Source organism: Nonomuraea sp. NPDC049028, from assembly GCF_043197735.1.
Taxonomy (GTDB): Bacteria; Actinomycetota; Actinomycetes; order Streptosporangiales; family Streptosporangiaceae; genus Nonomuraea.
In genome coordinates, this window is sequence record NZ_JBICTR010000009.1 from 37467 (window position 1) to 55496 (window position 18030).

11 protein-coding genes are annotated in these 18030 nt (G+C 71.1%); 7 read left to right on the top strand and 4 right to left on the bottom strand.

The window, feature by feature from the left end:
• Positions 1-255 precede the first annotated feature (255 nt).
• Positions 256-2319, bottom strand: a complete 2064-nt coding sequence (locus ACGFJ2_RS33700) for an ATP-dependent DNA helicase UvrD2 (RefSeq protein WP_393476268.1) — start codon at positions 2317-2319, stop codon at positions 256-258.
• Positions 2320-2567: 248 nt separating this feature from the next.
• Between ACGFJ2_RS33700 and ACGFJ2_RS33705 the strand changes: the two genes are divergently transcribed.
• Complete coding sequence (locus tag ACGFJ2_RS33705) at positions 2568-3374, top strand: alpha/beta hydrolase (protein WP_357944457.1); 807 nt, start codon at positions 2568-2570, stop codon at positions 3372-3374.
• Between the two features lie 65 nt (positions 3375-3439).
• Complete coding sequence (locus ACGFJ2_RS33710) at positions 3440-3688, top strand: glutaredoxin domain-containing protein (protein WP_357944454.1); 249 nt, start codon at positions 3440-3442, stop codon at positions 3686-3688.
• Positions 3689-3886: 198 nt separating this feature from the next.
• Here ACGFJ2_RS33710 and nudC read toward each other — a convergent pair whose 3' ends face one another.
• Positions 3887-4861, bottom strand: coding sequence for an NAD(+) diphosphatase (nudC, locus tag ACGFJ2_RS33715; protein WP_393475188.1), 975 nt, complete (start codon positions 4859-4861; stop codon positions 3887-3889).
• A 136-nt stretch (positions 4862-4997) separates the two neighbouring features.
• On the opposite strand from nudC, the gene ACGFJ2_RS33720 reads away from it, so the two are divergent.
• The 4 genes from ACGFJ2_RS33720 to ACGFJ2_RS33735 are packed head-to-tail and all read left to right on the top strand — an operon-like array spanning position 4998 to position 10482.
• Positions 4998-6137, top strand: coding sequence for a siderophore biosynthesis protein (locus ACGFJ2_RS33720; protein WP_393475191.1), 1140 nt, complete (start codon positions 4998-5000; stop codon positions 6135-6137).
• The gene (locus ACGFJ2_RS33725; RefSeq protein WP_393475194.1) at positions 6134-7714 is read left to right on the top strand and encodes an IucA/IucC family protein; all 1581 of its coding nucleotides are present in this window, start codon (positions 6134-6136) and stop codon (positions 7712-7714) included. Before ACGFJ2_RS33720 ends, ACGFJ2_RS33725 begins: the two co-directional genes overlap by 4 nt.
• A complete protein-coding gene (locus ACGFJ2_RS33730; RefSeq protein ID WP_393475196.1) occupies positions 7715-9385 on the top strand; it encodes an IucA/IucC family protein in 1671 nt (556 codons plus the stop codon). It abuts the gene before it with no gap.
• Complete coding sequence (locus ACGFJ2_RS33735) at positions 9382-10482, top strand: type III PLP-dependent enzyme (RefSeq protein ID WP_393475199.1); 1101 nt, start codon at positions 9382-9384, stop codon at positions 10480-10482. The genes ACGFJ2_RS33730 and ACGFJ2_RS33735 overlap by 4 nt, the downstream gene beginning before the upstream one ends.
• A gap of 94 nt (positions 10483-10576) precedes the next feature.
• On the opposite strand, the gene ACGFJ2_RS33740 is transcribed toward ACGFJ2_RS33735, so the two are convergent.
• A complete protein-coding gene (locus tag ACGFJ2_RS33740; RefSeq protein ID WP_393475202.1) occupies positions 10577-13831 on the bottom strand; it encodes an ATP-dependent helicase in 3255 nt (1084 codons plus the stop codon).
• Positions 13825-17004, bottom strand: coding sequence for an ATP-dependent helicase (locus ACGFJ2_RS33745; RefSeq protein WP_393475205.1), 3180 nt, complete (start codon positions 17002-17004; stop codon positions 13825-13827). The genes ACGFJ2_RS33740 and ACGFJ2_RS33745 overlap by 7 nt, the downstream gene beginning before the upstream one ends.
• A gap of 265 nt (positions 17005-17269) precedes the next feature.
• Here ACGFJ2_RS33745 and ACGFJ2_RS33750 point away from each other — a divergent pair, with 265 nt between their 5' ends.
• On the top strand, positions 17270-17932 hold the full coding sequence (locus ACGFJ2_RS33750; protein WP_393475208.1) for a class I SAM-dependent methyltransferase: 663 nt from the start codon (positions 17270-17272) through the stop codon (positions 17930-17932).
• Positions 17933-18030 lie beyond the last annotated feature (98 nt).

Sequence of the window (18030 nt, forward strand, 5' to 3'; positions counted from 1 at the left end):
CCCTAAGTCTGGCGTGTCCCTACACCTCCCACCAACCCGGCACCCCTTTACAGCTGATCTCTTCCAGAGAACGGGTACGCCACGCGAATGGAGCAACCGGCTGAAGGCCGCGGCGGACCACGGACACGGCCAAGGGACGCGACGTAACGGCGGGCCGCCGGGGAAGCTGGTAACCGTATCCCTGGAGGGCCCTCAGCCATGTACGGGGGTTGGCGCCTTCCCGTGCCTGCCGTACAAAAGCCGTATTAAAAAGGCTCACGCGCGGCACAGCGCGAGCACGGCATCCCCGTAGCGGTCGAGTTTGACGCGGCCGATGCCCGTAATAGACAGAAGGTCCTGCTCGGTGACCGGCGCGCGCTCAGCGATGGCCTGCAGTGTCACGTCGGTGAACACCACGTACGGCGGCAGCTTGGCCTCCTTGGCGGTGGCGGCGCGCCAGGCCTTGAGCCGCTCCAGCAGCGCCTCGTCGTAATCGGCCGGACAGGTGACGCACCGCCCCAGCTTCTGCTCCGTGGCCGCCACCAGCGTCTTGGCGCACACCCGGCAGCTGACCGTAACGGCGACCGACCGCCGCTCACGTGTAACCGAACCGGAGCCAACACCGACGCCGACGCCGGACCCGACAGTGGCGGCGCGCGCGGGGCGGCCGGTGAGGCCGTCGAGGAAGCGGGACGGGCGGCGTCCCTTGCGGCCGCCGGGCGCACGTGCCAGGGCCCAGGAGATCGACAGGTGCTCGCGCGCCCGCGTCACCCCCACATAGAGCAGGCGCCGCTCCTCCTCGATCTGCTCCGGCGTCTCCGCGTAGACGATGGGCAGCATCCCGTCCGTGACGCCGACCAGGAAGACCGCGTCCCACTCCAGTCCCTTGGCGGCGTGCAGGGAGGCCAGGGTGACGCCCTCCACGGGCGGGGCGTGCTGCTCGGAGGCACGCCGCTCCAGCTCCGCGACGTAGGCGGCGAGGTCGGCGCCCTCAGCGGCCATGTCCTCGGCGAGGTCGGCCAGCGCCTTGAGCGACTCCCACTTCTCGCGCGCCTTGCCGCCGCCCGGGGCCGTGGGCGTCAGGCCGACGCCCGCCAGGATGTGGTGGACCTCCGTGGCCAGCGGTTCCTCGGAGGCGGATCTGGCGGCACCGCGCATCAGTACGACGGCGTGCCGCACTTCGGGGCGTTCGAAGAAGCGCTCGGCGCCGCGCAGGACGTAGGGGATCTCGGCCTTGGACAGGGCCTCCTCGTACGCCGCCGACTGAGAGTTGACGCGGAACAGCACGGCGATCTCGCGGGATTGGACGCCCTGGTCGAGCAGCTTCCTGATCGCCCTGGCGACTCCGGCGGCCTCGGCCGGCTCGTCGTCGTAGTCGGCGAAGACCGGCCGGGGGCCGTCGGGCCGCTGGGCGACGAGTTCGAGGCGGTGCGGGGAGCGGCCCTTGGCGATGACCAGGTTGGCCAGGTTCACCACCTGAGGGGTGGAACGGTAGTCGCGGACCAGCTTGACGACGGCGGCCTTCGGGTGCTCGACGGCGAAGCCCGTGAGGTAGCGCGGCGAGGCACCGGTGAAGGAGTAGATGGTCTGGTTGGGGTCGCCGACCACGCACAGGTCGTCGCGACCGCCGAGCCAGGTGTCGAGCAGGAGCTTCTGCAGCGGGTTGACGTCCTGGTACTCGTCGACGACGAAGTAGCGGTATTGCTGGCGGATCTGCGTGGCGACCTCCTGGTGCTCGGTCATCACCGCGGCGGTCAGCTCCAGGATCGTCTCGAAGTCGACCAGGTGCCGCTCGCGCCTGATCCGCTCGTACGCCTCGTAGAGCCGGGCCACCTCTTCGGCGGGCACCGGAGGCGTCCTGGAGGACTTGGCGGCGGCCGCGGCGTAGTCTTCGGGGCCGACCTGGGTGACCTTGGCCCACTCGACCTCCGCCGCGATGTCCCGCAGCTCGGACCGGTCCGGATTTTTCCGGATCTGGCGGCAGGCTTCGATCAGGATCGGCAGCTTGGATTCGATCACCGAGGGCGCTTCGCCGCCGATGACCCGCGGCCAGAAGTAGGTGAGCTGCCGCAGCGCCGCGGCATGGAACGTCCGCGCCTGCACCCCCGGCGCCCCCAGCGCCCGCAGCCGCTGCCGGAGCTCCCCCGCCGCCCGTGTGGTGAACGTCACCGCCAGCACGCTGGGGGCGTCGACGACCCCGCTGCGTACGGCGTGGGCGATCCTGTGGGTGATCGCCCTGGTCTTACCCGTGCCCGCACCTGCGAGAACGCACACGGGACCGCGTACGGCCTCGGCCACCTCGCGCTGCTCCGGGTCGAGGCCGGACAGGACATCGTCCACGTTGGTCACCTGTCAATCCTCCCAGCCAGTGGCGGTGAAGGGCTCCATTCTGGCAACATGCCGCCCGTCGTCCGAATCGTGCAAAGATGCAAAGAACTGGTCTCTTCCCCCACAATGGGGCCCGACCAACTGCATGGGGGAAAGGGCAGGCCGTGCGAACTGCGGTGCTCGTGAGCGTTGTCGCGCTCGCTGCCGTCACGTTGACACCGATGTCGGCGCAGGCAACGAAGGACCCGACACCGAGCCCCGTGTCGACCACGTCCCCCGACCCGTACGGGCTCAGTGGTTTATCCACCGAGACCGTCTCGTACGGCTCGCGCCGCCGCCAGGACATGGACGTGTGGTGGACCTCGGACGGTACCAAGCGACCTGGCGTCTTCCTGATCCACGGCGGCTGGTGGTCCAGCGGCGACAAGAAACAGATGACCGAGATCGCCCGTAGTTACGCTGATCTCGGCTACACGGTCTTCAACATCAACTACCGGCTCTCCGGCGAGGCGTCGTGGCCCGCGCAGCGGATCGACGCTATGGCCTCGATCGCCCTGGCGCGCAAGCACGCCGAGCGCTGGTCGTTCGACCCGAACAACTACGTCGTGGTGGGCTTCTCGGCGGGCGGGCACATCGCCGCGGCGGTCGGCACGTACGGCGACGGGCAGCGGGGGCTCAAGGGCGTGGTCGGGCTCTCGCCGATCATCTCGCCGCTGCGCGCGTACGCCGACGGCGCGACCTCCACGGACCCGTACAAGCGCAAGCTGCGCGCCTCGGCGATCAAGCTGGCCGGGGGGTGCCTGCCCAGGGGCAAGTGTTCGCGCGTCTGGGCCAGCATGGAGGTGGCCTGGCACGCCAGCCACAACGATGCGCCGGTGCTGACCGTGCACTCCACGGACGAGTTCGTGCCGCCGGCGCAGAGCCAGCTGCTCAAGGAGATGCTCGGCCAGGTCGGCGTGCCTGTGACGATCTTCACCTCACCTGGCGTCGCGCACAGCGCGCCTCTCTACCGCGAGGTGGGCGTGGCCGAGCGGGTGCAGGAGTGGATCGCCGATCGCATCGGCTAGGGATTACCCGGGGCGTCCAGGTTGTTGCACCGACCGCCTGCTTTACGCCTCGAAGGGATGTCCACATGGCGCTCACGGTCTACAGCACCACCTGGTGCGGTCCCTGCAAGCGACTCAAGTCGCAGCTCACCCGTGAGGGGATCAGCTTCGACGAGATCGACATCGAGCGGAACCCCGATGCCGCCGAGTTCGTGATGAGCGTCAACAACGGCAACCAAGTGGTGCCCACTGTGGTGATCGAGACCCCCGCTGGGCGGGTGGTCCGCACCAACCCGTCGGCCCGCGAGGTGAAGGCGCTTCTCGAGGCGGCCTGAGGTCTTTGTCTGATGGGCTCGGGCCCCAGCGGAGAAGCTGGAGCCCGAGAAGAGTGGCCTAGCATGGCCACGAGAGCCTGGGCGGTTGGTGCGCCCAGGCCTCCTAGTTCAGGTGACTGTCGAGCTTGTGCTCCAGGAGCTTGATGTCGACCTTGAGCTGAAGCACCGCGCTGAGTATGGCGCCGCTCGCCGAGTGACTTACCAGTCCCCTGAAAGCGGTCCCCCGTACCAGGTCTCGATGAGGCGGCGGGCGATCGAGACCGGTGGCGGCAGGCGGACCTCGCCCGACTGCAGGGCCTCCACCAGCTCCTCGCGGGAGAACCAGCGGGCCTCGGCGATCTCCTCCGCGTCGGGGGTGAGGGTCGTCGTGGTGGCGTGGGCGAAGAAGCCGAGCATCAGGCTGCGCGGGAACGGCCACGGCTGGCTGCCGAGATAGCGAGGGTCGACGACGGTGACGCCCACCTCCTCGGCCACCTCGCGGATCACGGCGTGCTCCAGCGACTCCCCCGGCTCCACGAACCCGGCCAGGATCGACAGCCGTCCCTCCGGCCACTGCGGGCCGCGGGCCAGCAGGCAGCGGTCGTCCTCGTCGCGGACGAGCATGATCACCGCTGGGTCCACGCGCGGGAAGTGCTGGCTGGAGTCACGCGGGCAGACCCGGATGTGGCCGCCCGCCTGCACGTCCGTACGGCTGCCGCAGCGCGGGCAGAACTCGTGCGTCGAGTGCCAGGCCTCCAGCGCCACCGCGTAGACCAGCATCCCCGCGTCGCGGTCGCCCAGCAGGCCGCCCACCTGGCGCAGGCCCGCGACGACCAGCTCGCCCTCGGCCGTGTCGCGCAGGCTCATCGGCATCGTGACGCGGCCGTTGACGTCGCCGGCCCGCGAGCCGGGCAGCGGCGCGGCGACCGCGAAGTAGGCGGTCCCGTCCTCGACTCCCAGCAGGTAGCGCTCGCCCGGCGGCGCCTCCGATGGCGCGTAGAGGACCGCGTGCACCTCGTCGCCGGCGCGCTTGACCAGCGTCCGGCCGTCGTCGATCACCAGCACCTTGGTCGCCGGATCCGCCCAGGCACGCTCCAGCCAACCGACGTTCGCCCGCAGCGCGGACGACCTGTCGATGGTGCCGCGCGCGAGGAGCAGCGGTCCGATGAGTTGCTCTTCCGCCCTCGTCTGCACGGGCCCCACCCTTCCCAAATCCCATGTCATCCTATGACCGCCACCGAATGTGGGGTCTGGTATCCGGGATGATCTCCCAACGGCTAGGATCAGCGAGTTAGGTTAGGCTTACCTGATTCTCCGGGGGTATCTCGCGTTGCGGCTCTACCTGACCGCGCTCAAACCCACCGATTCGGTGACTGATGGGTTCCTGCCCGCCGCCGAAGCCCTGGGCTGTCGTGTGACGATTCTCACCGACCAGCCGGAGCGGCATCCCGGTGCCGTCGGGTGCGACGTACGGGATCCGCGGGCGGTGATCGACGCGATCGAGCAGCTCGGCCGGCCGGACGCGATCTTCTCCAACTCCGACCACCTCCAGGCGGAGACCGCGCTGGCGGCGGCCTACTTCGGGCTGCCCGGCAAGGACTGGCGGGCCTGCCTGGCGGCCAAGAACAAGTTCCTGATGCGCCGCCGGCTCGCCGAGGCGGGGGTCGAACGGGTCTCGTCCGTACGGCTGGCGCCCGGTGACCCCGTGCCCGGCGACCTGCCGTACCCGCTGGTCGTCAAACCGCGCGAGGGGGTCGCGAGCGAGGACGTGCTGCTGGTCGAGCGGGACCTGGCCGGAGCGGTGGCGAAGGTCAGGAAGCGGCGGCCCGGCGAGGCGCTGGTCGTGGAGGAGTACCTGGAGGGGCCGCTGCGCACCCTGGAGACCCTCGGGGACGCCGAGAGGGTACGGGTGCTCGGCGGATTCCGTACGACGCTCGGGCCGTTGCCGCACTTCATCGAGGAGCGGCTGGACTGGACGCCGCCCGATGGAGCCCGTGAGCACGTTCTGGGCGCGTTGGCGGCGCTCGGGGTGGGGTTCGGCGCCTGCCACACCGAATACATCGTCACCCCGGCCGGGCCGCGCATCGTCGAGGTGAACTATCGGGTGATCGGCGACCACTGCGACTTCCTGCTGGCCGACGTGCTCGGGGTGCCGGTGTTCGAGTGGATCCTGCGGGTGCATCTGGGTGAGGCCGTGCCTGCTGTGCCGGATACGTCCAGGTACGGCAGCGCGGTCAGCCTGGTCGCCGACCGGTCGGGGACGATCACGGCGGCGCCGGGGGCGGAGGAGTTGGTCTCCCAAGGCGTACGGCTGTGGCACCGGCCGCTTCGGGCGGTGGGTGATGTCGTCGAACAGACCCATACGAACCGCGACTATCTCGGCGTCCTCCGGGCCGTCGGTCCGGACCGGGCGCGGGTGGACGCGGCCATCGAGGACTTCCGTGCGGCCAAGCCGTGGATCGTGGGATGAGCACGGGCGAGGCCGCGGATCGTGAGAGGCGTACGCGGGAGGCCGCGAGCCGTGGGATGAGCTCGCGCGAGGCGTATTTGGCCAGGCGAGTGCTGGACGCGCTGCTGCGCGAGGACTACGGCGGGCTGTCGGCGCGGGTGGCCAGGAGCCGTGACGGCGTGGAGCTGGAGCTGGCCGGCGGGCGCCGGGTACGGCTGGTGCCCGGGCTGCTGTTCCAGGACTTCGTGGTCGGTTCCGACGAGCAACTGGGGCTGGCGGAGGTGCTCGGCACGCTGGCCGAGGTGGCCGATCCGGCCGACGCGCCGGGCGTGGCGGCGTTCGCCGAGGAGTGCGCGCAGGCGCTGGCGGCGCTGGAGCTGCACGACGTACACAGGGCCGAGGTGCTCGCCCGGCGGCCGTCCTACGAGTCGCTGGCGGCGTTCGTCGACCATCCGGTCTATCCGACCTCCCGGGCGCGGCTGGGCGTGCCCGCCGCCGCGCTGCCCGCGTACGCGCCCGAGTTCGCGCCGTCGTTCGAACTGCGCTGGGCGGCCGTGCCCCGCCGCCTGCTGACGCCGGGCTCCACCGCCGTGCCGACGCCGTTTCCGGCCCATCCGCACGCGACCCACGAGGCATGTCCGCACGCGATCCAGGAGCTGCGGGCCGACGAGGTGCTGTTTCCCGTTCATCCGCTCACCGTCGACGAGGTACGGAAGATCGACGGGGTGCGGCTGCTCGGCGAGCCGTGGCTGACCGTGCGGCCCACGCTGTCGATGCGGACCGTGGAGCTCGACGCTCGCACCCACCTCAAGCTGCCCCTGCCCACCAGCACCCTGGGGGCACGGAACCGGCGGTCGATCAAGCCCGGCACCCTGCGCGACGGCGCCATGGCCGAGCTGCTGCTGCGGCGCCTGGCCGACCCTGACGTGCTGGTCGCCGACGAACAGACCTACGCGCACGCCGGGCACGAGTATCTCGCCTGGATGGTTCGGCGGCTGCCGGAGGGGCGGATGGTGCCCGTCGCCGCGTTCAACGCCCCCGGTGTGCTCCAGGAGGTGGGCGACGTGCTGCCCGGCTATCTGCGCCTCCTGCTGCGGTGGAACGTACGGCTGTTCGTACGCTACGGCGTCGCGCTGGAGGCCCATCAGCAGAACCTGTCGCTGGTGTTCCAGGACGGGCGGATGAAGCTGCTGGTCAAGGACAACGACGGGCTGCTGGCGTCCCCTTCGAGGCTCGCCGCGGCGGGTGTCGAGGTGCCCGCGTTCGCCGACGAACGGATGCTCACGGACGATCCGCACGCCCTGGCCGACGTGTTCGTGACCATCACGCTGCACCTGGCGGCGGCGGCCGTCGTGTTCGGGGCCCTGCCGCCCGACCGGGCCGCCGCCCTGCTGCGCGACACGCTGGCCGAGGCGTTCGACGAGTACGGCGACGACCCCATGGCCCGGCTGCTGCGGGCCAGGACGCTCGACGCGGCCAGGCTCACCGGCAAGTCGATGATCACCGCGGGGACTCTCGTGGCCAAGGAACGCTCCGGGGCCCGGGACATCAACAAGTTCTACGGCACCAGCGGGCCCAACTATCTGAGGAGAGCTTGAATGCACGGTCTGGTCCTCGACTCGCCGGCCAACCAGGTCTCGGCGGTTCCGCCGACCTCACCGGCCTCATCACCGGCCGCGCTGGCGGAGGAGGCGACGCTGGGCGCCCTGCTGCGGTGCTGTGTCCGGGAGGTGGCCGGGCCGCGCGGCCTGGTCTGGCCCGCGCCGCCGTACCTGCTGCTGAGGGTCGGGGGCACGCTGCTGCGGGTCCGTACGTACGGCGGAGCGGCGTTGCGCTTCGACGGCCGGCCTGAGCGCCTGGACCGTGGTGCCTGGCGGCCTCTCACGACCGACGAGCTGGTACGGCTGGCGGAGGCCGACCTGACCGGGCAGGCGGCGCCGGACTTCGATGACCCGGACTTCACCAGGCCGGACTTCGATGGCCCGGCAGCCAACGGGCAGGCAGTCAGGGGGTCGACCCCCAACGGTGAGTTCGCCGGGCAGGTGGCCGCGAGCCGTGACGCGGTCGCCGCGATCCTGGCGGCCAGGGCCGAGGCCGTGGCGCCCGCCGATCCGTGGCTGGCCTCCGAGCAGGCGCTGGTCTACGGGCACCGGTTCCACCCGAGCCCCAAGTCGCGAGGTGGCGCCGACTGGCTGCGGTTCGCGCCCGAGGCGCACGCCGAGTTCCCCGTACGGCTGCTCGGTGTCCGCGCGGACGTGCTCGCCGAGGAAGGCGACGCCTCGGCCCTCGACCTGCTGGGCGAGGCGCCGTCCGGCTACCGGCTGCTGCCCGCCCACCCGTGGCAGCTGGACCTGCTGCGCCCGGCGTACGGGGCCGAGCTGATCGACCTGGGCCCCGGCCCGGTGGCCGTGCCGACCTCGTCGGTGCGGACCGTCTACGCGCCCGCGGCGGAGTCGTGCCTGAAGTTCAGTCTCGATGTCCGCATCACCAACTGTGTACGCAAGAACGCCTGGTACGAGCTGGCCGGAGCGGTTGAGCTGACCTCCCGCCTGACGCCGGTGTTCGAGGCGGTCTCGGCCACGCATCCGGGCACCCGGTGGCTGCCCGAGCCGGGCTACCGCTCGGCCGCGCTCGGCACCCGCCTGCTCGAAGGGCTCGGCGTGATCGTCCGGGCCAGCCCGTGGTCCGTGTGCTCCCCCGGGGTCACTCCGGTCCTGTCCGGGGCCCTCGCGCTCGAGGCGCCGGCCGGCGATCCGCTGGCGTGGTGGACGGCCTATGTCTCGGTGGTGGCGCCGCCGGTGCTGGAGCTGTACTTCACGCACGGGGTGATCCTCGAACCACACCTGCAGAACGTCCTCGTCGGCCTGGACCCCTCGGGGCTGCCCGTCGAGGCGGTCTTCCGCGACCTGGAGGGCACCAAACTGGTCGCCGGCCGTCACTCGCTCAACGGCGTACCGGCGAAGGTGGCCGAGGCCCTGAGCTACGACGCCGAGCGCGGCTGGGCCCGCGTTGTCTACTGCCTGCTGGTCAACCATCTCACCGAGATCGCCGCCACGCTGGCGGGCGACGACGACGAGCTGCTGCGCGAGCTGTGGCGGATGGCCCGGGACGTGCTCGCCCGCCACGCCGGGGCGCTCGGCTGGCCGCTCCCGCTGTCCGATCTGCTGGCCGGCGCGCCGCTCCCGGCCAAGGCGAACCTGACGGTCCGCTGGTCCAGGGCCGCCGACCGGACCGCCGGATACGTCCCGATCGCGAACCCGCTCGCGTGATCACGACGAGAGTCCGCGAAGCCGCCCTGCGGCTCCGTGACGCGCCCGCCTACCTCTACGACCTGCCCGCGCTGCACGACCACGCCTCGGCGGTACGGCGGGCGTTGCCCGGCGTCGAGCTGTACTACGCCGTCAAGGCCAATCCCGACACCGAGCTGCTCAGGACACTGGCCGAGCACGTGGACGGCTTCGAGGTGTCGTCCGGCGGCGAACACGCCCACGTGTCGGCCCTCTTCCCCGGCAAACCCGGCACGCCTGGCACGACCGGCAAGCCGCTGGCCCTCGGTGGGCCCGGCAAGACCGACGCCGAGCTGCGCCTGCCCTGCCACCGCCTGCACGTCGAGTCGCCCAACGAGCTGCGCCGCCTGCTCGCCACCGGCCGCGAGACCGACGTCCTGCTCCGGCTCAACCCGGACCTGCCGGTCGAGGGCGCGTCGCTGACGATGAGCGGGCCGTTCGGCATGGACGAGGCGGGTGTACGCGAGTGCCTGCCGCTCTTCACCGACCGCGTACGACTGCGCGGCCTGCACAGCCACCTGGCCAGCGGCCTGGACGCGCCGGAGCTCCTGCGGCTGGCCGAGACGCTGCTGGACACCGAGTACGACGAGGTCAACCTGGGCGGCGGCATGGCGGTCTCCTACGCCGCGCCGGAGTCCCGGTTCGACTGGGCGGCCTACGGCGCCGGACTGGCGGCGCTGCAGCGGGCCGGGCAGCGGGTGCGGATCGAACCGGGGCGGGCGCTGACCGCGTACTGCGGCTACTACGTCACCAAGGTCGTGGACGTGAAGCGGGTACGCGGTGAGGCGTACGCGATCGTGCTGGGCGGCACGCACCACCTGCGTACGCCGGTCACCAAGGGGCACGACCAGCCCTTCACGGTGCTGCCCACAGGCTCCGGTCCTGCTCTGGCGGATGAGCCGGTGACAGTGGTCGGTCAGCTGTGCACCCCGAAAGACGTTTTCGCCCGAAAAATTGGGACTTCGCTGCGGGTGGGGGACACGGTGGTGTTCGAGATGGCCGGGGCCTATGCCTGGAACATCTCCCACCACGACTTCCTGATGCATCCCAAGCCGGGCTTCCACTACTTGCGGGACTAGGCCCGTCACACGACGGTCACGGTCCCTGTGACGGCCCGCGGTGGCGGGGGTCCTTCTGGAGATACCCCCTCCGGGGAGCGGAAGATGCCGGGACCTAGGAGATGGGAACCGCCTCTATAAGCGCGACCAGGCCGTCGGCATCAAGCAGGTTCACCGGGCGGACGGTCTGATTCATCCGGACATAGTGGAAAGCCGCCCCCACCTGCTCCAGCGGCACCGCCGCCAGGTGTGACCAGGCCAGCCGGTAGGCGGCCAGCTGCACCGAGGCGGCGCGGGCGGCCTTGCCGCGTGGTGGCGCGCCGGTCTTCCAGTCGACGACCTCATAACGGCCGTCGGGCAGCTCGAAGACCGCGTCCATCCGGCCGCGCACCAGCCGGTCGGCGATCATGGTCTCGAACGGCACCTCCAGGTCGAGCGGCCGGCGCCCGGCCCATTCGCTCTCCTCGAAGCGTTCCTGCAGCTCCGCCAGCCGTACGTCGGCCTCTTCCAGCTCGTCCACCAGGTCCAGGTCGAAGTCGTCGAGCAGGCGCTGCTGGTCCCAGCGCGTCTCCAGCCACTTGTGGAACGACGTGCCACGACGAGCCAGCGGCGCGGGCTTGACCGGGACGGGACGGCGGATCCTGCGGGCCAGTTCGCGAGCGTCCTCGGCCAGCGTGACCAGCGACGACACGGTCAGCTTCGAGGGCAGCTCGACGGTGGTGGAGCCGCGCCGCCGGTGCAGCTCGCGCTCGCGCAGCAGCAGGTCGGTGTCGCGCTCCCAGGCGCGGACGCGTTCCTCTTCGAAGGCGCGCAACGGCTCGTCCTCGGCGGGGGCGAGCGTGCCCGTCAGCGCGTCCTCGACCAGCCGCGCCCCGTCCAGCACCGACTCATAGCGCAGGCCCTCCGGCGTGACCGGCCACACGGCCTCGGCGGGCTCGGCCAGCAGCGGGTTGGTCGCACCGGCGGCGAGCTCCGGCGCCCAGAACGCGACCCGGTCGCTGGTGTCGCGGATCTCCAGCAGGAAGTCCGACGGCTCCAGCGGCTTGGAGGCGCTCCCCCAGCGGTAGCCGGAGGCGATCAGGTGGTAGTGGGCCCGGGTGACGGCCACATAGGCCAGCCGCCGTTCCTCCATCAGATCGCGGTCACGGCAGCCCTCGTCGAACGCGGCCAGCTCCTCCTTGGTGAGCCCCGTCAGGCGCGGCAGGTCGGCGACGTCGCCGCGGAGCGGGTAGGGGAGCTTGCGTGGGTTGTCGGTCCAGCGGCTGTTCATGACCGGCGTCGCGGGGAACATGCTGCCGGTCGCGATCGTGCCCTTCGAACTGACCAGCTGCGACAGTCCGGGCACGACCACGATCGGCCACTCCAGGCCCTTGGAGGCGTGCACGGTCATCAGCTTGACGCTGTTGCTCTCGCCGACCCGTCCGGCCTCCAGCCCGAACTCCTCGGTCTCGGCCGCCTGCAGATAGGCCAGGAACGCGCCGAGCGTCGGATCCTCCGCGTCGCCGGCGAATCTGGCGGCCGCGTCCTGGAAGGCATCGAGGTCGGCCCTTGCGGCGAAGGCGCTGACCGTGCCGCCCCGGGCCGCCACCTCGATGTCGAGGCCCAGCCGCCGCTCCACCTCCGTGATCAGGTCGGGGAGCGGCTGGGCGGTGTGCGCCCTGAGTTGCCGCAGCTCCTGCGCCAGCGCGACGAGCCGGGTCCTGGCCAGCGGCGAGAACGCCTCCAGCCACGCCTCCCTGTCGGGCAGCTCGTCGAGCGCGTCGATCAGGCTGCCGCGCTCCTCGGCCAGGTCGGCGACCACCTGGTCCAGCGGGTCCTGCTCGTGGCGCGTCTCACGGGCCTCGCGGGTCAGCTCTCTGGCGTACTCGCCCAGAACCCGCATGTCGGCGGGCCCGACCCGCCAGCGCGGTCCGGCCAGCAGCCGGGCCAGGGCGTCGCCGGCGGTCGGGTCGTACAGGACTCTGAGCGTGGCGACGATGTCGTTGACCTCGGGCACGGTCAGCAGCCCACCGAGACCGACCACTTCGACCGGGATGTCGCGCTCTTCGAGCGCTCTGCGCAGCGCGGGGAACTGCGACCGCTTACGCGCGAGGATCGCCACATCCTGGGGTTGTACGGCGAGCGTCTTCTTGCGTTCCTTCTCGCCCCAGGGCAGGCCGTCGGGCGCGAACTCCTGACCGAGGATCTTGTGGATGCCGTCGGCGATCCACTTCGCCTCGTCCTCCGCGGTCTCATGGAAAGCGCAGGTGACGCGCCCCCGGTCGACGCGGTTGGCGCCGGGGACGAGGACCGGCACCTCACGGGCCTCCATGCGCAGCGGCAGCTGGACGCGGGCGGCGACGTCGAGGACACGATCGCCGTTGCGGAAGCTGACGCTGAGCTGGCGTACCGGGGCCAGGTCGCCGGTGCTCGTCCTGAAGTCCTGGGCGAAGCGCCGCAGGTTGCCCGCCGAGGCGCCGCGCCAGCCGTAGATGGACTGGCAGGGATCGCCGACCGCGGTGACCGGGTGGCCGTTGCCGTACAGGGATCGGAGCAGGACGAGCTGGGCGTGGCTGGTGTCCTGGTATTCGTCGAGAAGCACCACGGAGAAGCGGGACCGCTCGATCTCGCCCACCTCCCGGTGGCCGGCGGCAATCCTGGCGGCCAGCGACATCTGGTCGCCGTAGTCGATGACCTCACGGCTGCGCTTGAGCCGCTCGTACGCCTCGACCAGGGGCAGGAGCTGCTTCCTCGCGGCCTGGACGTTGATCGGCTTGCGCTGGGCCACGGTCGTCCGGCCGGTCAGCGCGGCGTACCTCTCATCGAGCCACTCACCGATCCGCCGCACGTCTGAGGCGGTGCGCAGGTGCTCGGACAGCTCGCCGGCCAGCTCCAGGACGGCGGCCGTGACGGACGGCGGGCCGAGCTCGATCTTGTCCATCGGCCCGTCGTACATCGCCACCACCCTGGACGCCAGCTGCCACGAGACGGCGGGCGTGACCAGGCGCATGGTGGGTTCGAGGGCCTCGCGCAGGGCGTGGTCGGTGACCAGACGGGCGGCGTAGGCGTGGTAGGTGGAGACGGTCGGCTCGTTGTCGAGCAGGCCCGGCTCGACCAGGCCGGCCTCGGCCAGGCCGTTGAGCCGTTCGCGGACGCGGGTGGCCAGCTCGGCTGCGGCCTTGCGGGTGAAGGTCAGGCCGAGCACGTTCTCGGGCTTGACCAGGCCGTTGGCCACCAGCCAGACCACGCGCCCGGCCATGGTCTCGCTCTTGCCCGAGCCCGCTCCGGCCATGACGACCATGGGTTCGAGCGGGGCCTCGATGACGCGGGACTGTTCGGAGGTGGGGGGCAGGATGCCGAGCTTCTCGGCCAGCTCGACCGGGTTCAGCACACCTGTCCCCCGTTGTCGTTGACGGGGCAGCTGGACCTGGCCGCGCAGGTGCGGCAGCCGTCGTTGACCTTGGCCTGGAAGAACGGGCCCGACATGCCGATCGCCACGGTGTCGACCAGGTCCTTGGCCCAGCCGGGGTTCTTGTCGTCGGCCAGCGCGCCCTGCGTCTGCTCCAAGGCGTCGTTCTTGCCCGCCGCCTTGCCGACCTGGACCAGCGCGGCACCGCCCGGCTCGGTCATGCCGTGCCGGGCGAACGCGCCGAGGAGCGCGGCCAGCTGGTAGACGCCGAGCTGCGGGTGGCGGTCGAGCTCGCCCGCCTTGGGCTTCGCGCTGCCGGTCTTGAGGTCGATGATCACCGCGCGGTTCTCCGAGTCGCGTTCGACGCGGTCCACGCGGCCCTTGATCTGTACGCCGTCGGAGACCGTGGCGGTGAACGCCTCTTCGAGGGCGACGAGCTCGCGTGGGTTCTCCTGGTGCCAGCGCCAGAACTTGGTGATCATCTGCTCGGCCACCTGGCGCTGCTTGCGGTTGAACCAGACGCCGCCGAAGTCCAGCTCGTTCCAGATCTCGTCCAGGCGCTTGCCGAGCAGGTCCTCGCTGGGCAGGTCGGTGGCGGCGAGCACGGCCAGAGCGTGGATGACAGTGCCGAGGCCCTGGGCCGAGCTGGTGCCGGCGGCGCCGACGGCCGTCTCCAGCAGCCATCTCAGGCCGCACTTGGTGAAGCTCTCGACCGCCGAGGGCGAGATCCTGACGATGTCGTCGGGCCAGCTCAGGGGGCGGTCGTCGGTCATGGGGGTGAGGGCGTACCAGTCGTTGGGGTGTGCGCCCTGGACTCCGGCCGCGGCCAGGCGGGCGAGCTGGGTGGCGGCCTTGTGCCGGATTTTTCCCGATTTAGTGGGATCGGTTACTGCGCTGCGGAGATCCGCCACGAGCGCGGACATGTTCAGCCACCGCGCCCGGTCGTCCACCGTGGCGGCCTCGACGGCGCCCGGCATGAGCTCGCTGAGGAACCTCGACGGCCGCTCGTCGGTGTCCTCCCCGCCCACGGCCGTGACGACCAGCCTGCGCCGGGCGCGGGTGACGGCCACGTAGAACAGCCGCCGCTCCTCGGCCAGCAGCTTGGAGGCCAGCGACGCCGCGTTGGGCTTGCCGCCCTCGACCAGCTCGACGAGATCCTCCACGCCCAGCAGCGTGCCGCGCAGCCGCAGATCGGGCCAGACGCCCTCCTGCACACCCGCGACCACCACCACGTCCCACTCCAGCCCCTTGGACCGGTGGGCGGTCAGCACCCGGACGGCGTCACCGTCGGGCGCCCGCTCGGCCAGCGTGTCACCCGGGATCTCCTGCGCGGCCAGATCGTCCAGGAACACCTCGGGGCCCGCCTTGGGCATCCTGTCCACGAACCTGGCGGCGTGGTCGAACAGCGCGACCACGGCGTCGAGATCCCTGTCGGCCTGCGCCCCTCTGGCGCCGCCCGACAGGCTGAGCTCGGTCCACCGCTCGGCCAGGCCGCTCTCGTGCCAGACGGCCCACAGGACCTCCTCGGCGCCGGCGTGGTCGCGCACGGCCTGGCGGGCGGCGGCGAGCAGCTTCGCGACGCGTTCGGCGGGGAGTGCCACGTGGGGCTCGATCCGGGTCAGCTCCCGCGCGTCCTTGACGGCCGCGACCAGCAACTCTCCCGAGGTACGCGCATGCGTGACCTCTTTCGCGGGCTCGCTCTCGGACTCGCCAACCGTCGCCTCGTTGTTGTCGGGCGTGGCGGCCAGCGCCTCGTTTTCGGCGATCTTCAGTGCCCGTCGCAGCCGCCGTACGCCGATCATGTCGGTGCCGCCGAGGGGCCCGGTCAGCAGTTCCTCGGCCACCCCCTCGTCGAGCTCGCCCGCGTCGAGGGCGATCCTGAGCATCGTCAGCAGCGGGCGTACGCCGGGCTCCTGCGCGATCGGCACCTCGTCACCGGCCACCATCGTCGGCACGCCCGCGCTGACCAGCGCGCGCCGCAGCAACGGCACCTGACGGGCCGCCGACCGGACGAGCACCGCCATCCGATGCCACGGCACGCCGTCGATCAGGTGGGCCCGCCGCAGCGTGTCGGCGACGACGGCCGCCTCCTGGCTGGTGCTGTCGGCCAGCAGCACGCGTACGTCGCCGTCCTCCATCTCGGGCAGTGACAGCAACTCGCGATGCCCATGGGGACGTCCGGCGGCCATGGCATCCGGCATCGGCGCCGCGGGCAGCCGATCAGCCACCCGCCTGGACGCCGCCAGCAACTCGGCCCCGCTCCGGCGGCACATCCGCAGCGCCACCACCGGCGCGTCCCGCCCGTCACGGGCCGGGAACCGCTGCGGGAACCCCAGGATCCCCCGCACATCGGCCCCCCGGAACCCGTAGATCGACTGGTCCGGATCGCCCACCGCGATCAGGTCACGCCCGTCACCGGCCAGCTGCCGCAGCAGGAACTCCTGCGCCGGGTCGGTGTCCTGGTATTCGTCCACGAAGACCACGTCGTGCGCCGCCCGCTCCCTCCGGCGCACCTCCGGGTCGGCGAGCACGCCCGCCGCCGCCCTGATCAGCTCGGCGTAGTCGAGCGACGGTTCGGGGTCGAGGTCGAACCGCACTTCGTACCGCTCAAGGAACCGGCCGGCCGCCACCCAGTCCGGCCTGCCGTACTGCCTGCCGAGCTCCTGCAGCCGTGGGCCGCCGAGCCCGCGCTCGCCCGCGCGCGACAGGAAGTCGCGCAGCTCCTCCGCGAACCCGCGCGTCTTGAGCGGCTCGCGCAACGCGACCGGCCAGTCGCGCGCGCCGTCCTCCAGCTCGCCGTGCAGCAGCCGCCGGATCTCCAGCAGTTGCTCGGGCCCGGTGAGCAGCCGCGGCGGCGTCTCACCCGCCAGCACCGCCTCCCGCCGCAGCAGCGCGTAGGCGTAGCTGTGGAAGGTGAGCGCCAGCGGCGTCCTGGTCGTGCGGCGCAACCGCCCGGTGACCCGTTCACGCAGCTCACCGGCCGCTTTGCGGCTGTATGTCAGGATGAGGACGCGTTCGGGATCCACCCCGCGCCGCTCGATCCGGTCGACCACGCTCTCGACGATCGTCGTGGTCTTGCCGGTGCCGGGACCGGCGAGCACGAGCAGCGGCCCGCTCCGGTGCTGAACCACGGCACGCTGGTGCTCATCGAGCACAGGGGCCGCAACAGGTCCCCCGCTCCCACGCCGCACCAACCGCCAGGTCTGAGCACTCACAACACTAGATTCCACCAGACCACAGGGGTAGATCGTGCCGAGTTGACCTCTCTACCACGCGATCGGCCAACGCTACCGGCGTAAATGTCACCACACCCAACGACACGCCGCAGGGGCCCGGCGTGGAGTTTCGCGACATATCTTGACTTGCCCACAATGCGATATATCGTGACTTGTACAGCGTGGCAGAGAGGAACGACACGTCATGACCAGAACCGACAAGGGCTACAAGGGCATCGGCATGGAAGGCTCGATCGCCCGCTGGTACGCGAGAAACACCGGCAAGGACCCGTCGAGGTTCGCGGAGCAGGCCCAACTGGTCCTGGAACACGCCCCGGCAAGCGGCGACATCCTGGAGGTGGCCCCCGGCCCCGGCTACCTCGCCATCAGACTGGCCAGAACCGGCCACTACCGGGTCACCGGCCTCGACGTCAGCTCCTCATTCGTCCAGATCGCCCGCCAGAAGGCCGCCGAGGCGGGCGCCCAGGTCGACTTCCGCCAAGGAAACGCCTCGGCCATGCCCTTCGACGACGAGAGCTTCGACTTCATCGCCTGCTGCGCCGCCTTCAAGAACTTCTCCGACCCGGTCGGCGCCTTACGCGAGATGCACCGCGTCCTACGCCCCGGCGGCTCCGCCTACATCAACGACCTGCGCCGCGACGTCTCCAAGGAGGCGGTCGACGAGGACGTCGCCCGCATGGGCATCGGCCCGGTCAACGCCGTCATCATCCGCTACGTACTCCGCTCGGTCCTTCCCAGGCGGGCGTACGACAAGAAGCAGTTCGCGGCCATCATCGCCCACACGAGCTTCCGGACGTTCACCATCCAGGAGACGCCGATGTCTCTTCTCGTCGAACTGCGCAAGTAGCCCTCGGCCCGGGGCCAGCCCCCGCAGCTGGAGACCTCCGCCCCAAAGCGCATAGCGCCTCAGAGCCGCACGATCTGCACATATGCCAGAGCCGGACA

What these genes read in the sequence shown, in the direction of transcription:
- ACGFJ2_RS33710 (WP_357944454.1), top strand. Translation starts at nt 3,440, where the DNA reads ATGGCGCTCACGGTCTACAGCACCACCTGGTGCGGTCCCTGCAAGCGA.
- ACGFJ2_RS33750 (WP_393475208.1), top strand. Translation starts at nt 17,270, where the DNA reads ATGACCAGAACCGACAAGGGCTACAAGGGCATCGGCATGGAAGGCTCG.
- ACGFJ2_RS33730 (WP_393475196.1), top strand. Translation starts at nt 7,715, where the DNA reads ATGCACGGTCTGGTCCTCGACTCGCCGGCCAACCAGGTCTCGGCGGTT.
- ACGFJ2_RS33725 (WP_393475194.1), top strand. Translation starts at nt 6,134, where the DNA reads ATGAGCACGGGCGAGGCCGCGGATCGTGAGAGGCGTACGCGGGAGGCC.